General features: G+C 35.1%; 4 protein-coding genes and 2 pseudogenes. All 6 read right to left on the bottom strand.

What is annotated here, in order from left to right; genetic code table 11:
- Positions 1 to 272: pseudogene (locus E7Z79_RS09000) on the bottom strand (formylmethanofuran--tetrahydromethanopterin formyltransferase); the annotation flags it as partial.
- A gap of 19 nt (positions 273 to 291) precedes the next feature.
- On the bottom strand, positions 292 to 1,338 hold the full coding sequence (locus E7Z79_RS08995; RefSeq protein ID WP_303739609.1) for a hypothetical protein: 1,047 nt from the start codon (positions 1,336 to 1,338) through the stop codon (positions 292 to 294).
- A 4-nt stretch (positions 1,339 to 1,342) separates the two neighbouring features.
- Positions 1,343 to 2,701 (bottom strand): 4Fe-4S binding protein, encoded by a 1,359-nt coding sequence (locus tag E7Z79_RS08990; RefSeq protein ID WP_303739608.1) that lies wholly within the window; start codon positions 2,699 to 2,701, stop codon positions 1,343 to 1,345.
- A 5-nt stretch (positions 2,702 to 2,706) separates the two neighbouring features.
- Entirely contained in the window at positions 2,707 to 3,735 is a 1,029-nt protein-coding gene (locus E7Z79_RS08985; protein ID WP_303739607.1) for a 4Fe-4S binding protein, read from the bottom strand.
- Positions 3,735 to 4,858, bottom strand: a pseudogene (locus tag E7Z79_RS08980) (nickel-dependent hydrogenase large subunit). Before E7Z79_RS08980 ends, E7Z79_RS08985 begins: the two are co-directional and overlap by 1 nt.
- Positions 4,855 to 5,237 (bottom strand): NADH-quinone oxidoreductase subunit B family protein (locus tag E7Z79_RS08975; RefSeq protein ID WP_303739606.1); only part of this gene is annotated, 383 nt, incomplete at its 5' end. The gene E7Z79_RS08975 and the pseudogene E7Z79_RS08980, both read right to left, overlap by 4 nt.

Genomic DNA, 5,237 nt, shown 5'->3' with positions numbered 1-5,237 from the left:
AATCTGTAGGACAGTTCAAATGCAAACTTTTCGACATCATCTCCACCTAACCAGTATTGAACTATTGCACCATATCTTCCGTCAGGAGTTTCATTTTCATCTAAAAATCCTTCAACTCCTCCTTCTACCCTGCCGATTACTGCACTTGGTGTAGAAGTGGAATCATATGCTGCCCTTTTCACAATCTCTTTGGTAGGTCCTGTAATTAAAGCCCTTACATATTTGCCTTCAAAAGCTTCGAAAAATGTGTCTTCAACTTTATCATAATTCATCATATTACCTTCTATAAACTTAACCTAATTCTCCAATATCCTGACCTCGGATATTATTTCTCATGTCCTTACTCAGTTTCAAGATACTTTCAAAGTTATTTTCATCAACTATTTTAATTAAGGGATAATTTTCATCCTTGAAAATATCAAAGAATTTATTTTTTATTTCCAAATCAATTTCATAACTGTAAAATAATTCCATTAGATTATTTGAATCATTGTAATCCTTAATAAAATTTAAAACATTATCTTTATCAGTTTTTGAATAAATATTAGCTATTACACAAGTTGTGATTGCACTTGGTGATACAATAGCTATTTCAGCCACTTTGAGAGGATATTCATTTCCATTGAATGATATGCTGATTCCGTTGTTCTTTCTTGCAAATTCCAATGGTTCAACATCAGTGATGCTGTCACCGATATAGAGTATTTCATCCACGTTGATAGCATCCCTTTTGATTATCTCATCAATAGCCAAACGTTTTCCTTCACCACCAACGACATCTATTTTTTTGATTTCTTCATAAATGCCCATTTTTGGAATCTCATTAAAGAAAATATCATCAAACAGTTCATAATCGTCAGGATTATCCAAAATTTTCTGCTTGAATTGTATGACTTTTTCAATTTCATCATCACTTAGAGACAATGCATCTACATCTACTTTAGTGTAAAATGTATTTTCAAATGGGAAATCCATATAATTTGAAAGTGCTTCAATATATTGGCCATAACTGGTACTAACTATATAAGTATTCATTGCTCCCTTCAAGTATTTTAAAAGGAATTTTGACTCATCAACTGCATAAATATTGTTTTGGGAAAAGTCAACCAAATCATCATTTTTAATGTTTTCACAGACAAAGAAAGGTAAAACTAACTTCAAAGTGTTTCCAGCCTTATAGTTATCCTTCTTGACAATATCAACCAGATAGTCATCGTATAAACTGAGGATTTTGAAAAGTTCACCTCCATTTTCAATGAAATGAACAGCCAATTCGAAAGCATTGTCATTTAGGGTCAATGGACCTTCACAATCTGTAATGAATGATTTTTCAAACATCAAATCACCTGAAGTTAATAATTCTTATTGCATCCAATGGACAAATTGATTCACAATTCCTACAGTAGATACATTTTTCACTGTCATAATCGATTTTATCACCATTCAAGGTTAATGCTTCAGTTGGACAGTTTTTAGCGCAAATTGCACAAGCCTGACATTTTGTGGTTGAAATTGACAACTCTCCGATTCTTTGATAATGCAGATATGATCTGGCATAATATAAATCTGTGTCTTTACTGTAGAAATAATCATCATAAGCACCAATAGCATCAAATTTACATTGCTCTACACATTTGCCACAATATATACAATTATCATTGATTTTAATTGGATTTGGACCATTTAATTCGATTGCTCCAACAGGACATACATTAAAACAGTCCCCACAGGCAATACATTTATTTTCATAGACTTCTATGTTTCTATCCATCAGATAAGAGCCGAATAATTTTGAGAACTTGTCTATTTCAATACTTGAATCCAAACTGATTTTGAGTTCCCTTTCCATCATATCATTTACATTACATTCAATGAAATTTTCAAAATTCTGGTCATTGAATTCCAATGCTATTGATTTTCCGACTTTCTCAAGAACCTTATTTAAACTTATCAAATCAAGAGACAGCCTTTTTATATCATAATCAATAATACCTGACACAATATCAAATGATTTAATCTCACTATACATCTTATAAGCTTTTTTACGTGAGGAATATTTGATTGCAGTCGAAGGACAGGAATGCATACATTCTTCGCATCTTGCACAGTATCCCGGGTTAATATAAGGCAGTTTATTAGTTCTTGCAACATTGATTGCACCCATTGACGGACATACGCGAGTACATGTCATACATCCGATACATTTATCCTGGTTAACAACAATTGCCTTACCTCCTTTGACTGTTTTAGGAAGTAGCTGACCATATTTTATTGCATCAGTCGGACATACCCTGAAACAATAGCCGCAGCGAATACATGTATCCTTATCTATTTCACTGTGAGGTTCCTGCTTTCCGTCTGCAACAATATGGATGGAAGCGTTTTTACATGCCTGCACACATGCTCCACAGGCTTTGCATAATTTAACATTGATGTTTGGAACATTCTCCTTTAGAGGAGGGTCCATTTTTACATCAAGAGAAATTGCGTCAAATGGACAAGCATTACGGCACAATACACAACCAAAGCAAGTATTTTTTAATTTGATAAGACCGTCATCATTATCCAAATAAACTGCATCAATAGGGCAGGATTGAATGCATGGCTTATCACTACATTTTGCACATTTTGTTTGATCAACCAAATAATCAACATCAACATGCCTTAATGGTCTTGGTGTTTTAGTATAATTATCAATCATAACACTCACTCCATAACAATATTCTCATTTAAATTAGATGCCTTTACAGTTGTGTAAATTATTTCACCATCATCGAGGGAGAATTTGGCAATGAAATATTTAATAACTGAAAATGGACATGTTTGGTAACAAATACTACAGCGTAAACATTTATCCTTATCCCTTACAATCGTATCGTTGGCTTCATCAAAAGTGATACAACCGGTAGGACATTCAGGAACACACAATTGACATTTTTCACATTTAGATTCGTCCCAATCAATAATTCTAATTTTAAGCCTATTTACTGCATTAGTAATGATTTCCCGAGACACTTCATCATCCGGAATAATTTTTAATGCCTCATCCCAAATGCCTGAAAGAGGGACTTCATATTGCAAAAGACCGTCACGTTCCAAAGACCTCAAATCTTCTTCCTTACTGTTAATATAATCTTCAAGATAATTTACAGTTAAAAGAATCAAATCTTTTTGGTCCTGTAAGTTTTCAACGAATACTCCTTTCATGGCCCCATTTACCGGACAAACATCCAGACATTCGCCACAGGAGATACATTTGAGTTGATTTACATGAAGCTTGTCGTTTACAATTTCAATCGCATCAACAGGACATTTTTTCATACATTTCTTACATTTTATACATAAATAATCATCAACAATGTATTGCCTTTTTGATGGAATTATATTAAATTCAGGCAATATCAAATGATTCAAACCACATTCCAATGTTTTCGGGTCTGTTGGGCAAACTTCGGCACAAAAACCACAACGAATGCAGGCACCAGGATTAATGACAGGATAAGTCAAACCTTCCCCGTCTTCAGTGTCCTTTTCTCTGACAATTTTTATGGCATTAGGAGAAGGACATGAAACTGTACATGCTCCACAACCAATACAATATTCCTTGTTAACCTTTGGGAAGTCTCTGAAACGTTCTGGTTTTTCAACAATTTCAGGGTCAGTTTTTGCATTAGCAAATGCATCTGTCCATGCCTTTCTTGCAAAATCATAAATATACCACATTAAAGATGACATTATATCACCTCATCGAATCTTTTAATTGCGGTTTTTCCGGCTTCATTTGTAATGGCAACCCTTTCAGCACATGCAACGCAAGGGTCGCTTGTAGCATAGGTTGCAACGGCATCTGCAACAGTTGAACATCCCGAATCATATATTTTGCACATGAATCCATATTCGCAATACTTGGAGTTCTTATCGAGATATTTTTAATTAGATTACCATTAGTTTCAATCATGTATGTAACCTCTCCACGAGGAGCTTCATTCTTACGCATTGCATATCCTGATTTCAAATCAACAGGAGTACGAACTTCACCATCAGGAATATTTTCAATAGCTTGTCTTATCAAACTAATGGATTCAGGAATTTCGTCAAATCTTGTTAGAGTCCTTGCATAGTTATCTCCTTCACTCCGTCTAATTACTTTAAAGTCAAAGTGATCATCATAGGTGTAATGTCCTTTTCTATAATCTTCCTTAACTCCTGAAGCTCTTCCAATAGGACCTACTGCCCTTCCTTTAATTGCTTCTTTTTTAGACATGTAACCTATGCCTTTACATCTCAAAGCGAGTGCAGGACCTTCGGCAAATAATGCACGTGTTCTTTCAAAACCTTCTTCAATTTTTTCGAGATTTTCAAGTATCGGTTTGAAATGGCGTTCATCAGCATCCATTCTTACACCGCCAACAACGTTCCAACCCATATTAACTCTATTTCCAGTCAATAATTCAATAGAATCCATTGCATATTCCCTTAACTCCAAAACATGCATAAATAAAGTTTCATGGTCCATTGACTTGAAAAATGTAGAATTTCCAAGAAAATGACTTTGAATCCTATCAAGTTCGTTTGTTATTACTCTCAAGAATTGGGCTCTGAGCGGAACATCAACATCGGAAATTTTCTCTATGGTTTCTGCAAAAGTTTGTGTGTGTTCATATGAACAAATACCACATACACGTTCTGAAAGATAAATTCCTTTCTGCCAAGTCTGTCCTTCAATTATCTTTTCAATACCTCTGTGAACATAACCGTATTCAATCTCTGCCTTAACTACCCTTTCTCCTTCAGTTTGAAGTTTGAGTCTGATAGGTTCCTTTAAAGCAGGATGAATTGGACCAATAGGCACTATCATTCTTGCTCCCTCCCACGATCAGCAATAGCTTGTGGACCTACAGCCAAGATAGCCTCCAATATTTCACTAGGTCTTGGCGGACAACCAGGAATGGCTGCTGCAACCGGAATAAAATCAGAAGCAGGAGCATAAACATGACCTCCTTCCTGATTAAATACATCACCTGATTGCGGACAGTTTCCTACCGCTACTGCAATTTTTGGTTCAGGAGCTTTATCATACACTCTCTTTAAATTATCGACCCACTGCTCGGTAACGGCACCGGTCAATAACAAAACATCAGCTTCACGAGGATTGTTGTGAACATAAATACCATATTGCTCTAAATCATATCTTGGAGATAATAATGCAACGCATTCTACATCGCATCCATTACATC

Source organism: Methanobrevibacter thaueri, assembly GCF_015062905.1.
Lineage (GTDB): Archaea > Methanobacteriota > Methanobacteria > Methanobacteriales > Methanobacteriaceae > Methanocatella > Methanocatella thaueri_A.
This window is presented reverse-complemented; position numbering and strand designations above follow the sequence as displayed.